This window comes from Calderihabitans maritimus (genome assembly GCF_002207765.1).
Taxonomy (GTDB): domain Bacteria; phylum Bacillota; class KKC1; order Calderihabitantales; family Calderihabitantaceae; genus Calderihabitans; species Calderihabitans maritimus.
In genome coordinates this window covers 1-283 of the sequence record NZ_BDGJ01000046.1, presented here as the reverse complement: position 1 = coordinate 283, position 283 = coordinate 1, and the positions used below count along the sequence as shown (strand labels likewise).

The 283-nt window shown below is 47.7% G+C and carries 1 protein-coding gene; it reads right to left on the bottom strand.

Going from position 1 to position 283, the window contains the following annotated elements:
• The coding region (locus KKC1_RS05525) for an RNA-guided endonuclease TnpB family protein (RefSeq protein WP_143288683.1) at positions 1-283 on the bottom strand (283 nt) is incomplete at both ends.

Here is a 283-nt window from a genome sequence, read left to right as displayed (position 1 = left end):
ATACCGCATTCAGGACAGACCCAATATCTTGTTGACAGCTTTATGTCCGGCAGAACATAACCGCATCCGCTGCACATCCTGCTGGAGGGATAAAACTTCGGTGCTACAACCAGTTTTGATCCGTACCATTTCGTTTTGTATTCCAGCATTCGACTGAATTCTCTCCAGCCTGCATCGGCTATGTGGCGGGACAAGCGGCGGTTTTTTATCATGTTTTTTACCGCTAGATCTTCTATCACTATGACCGGCTTGGTTTTCGCCAGTCTGGTAGACAGCTTGTGCA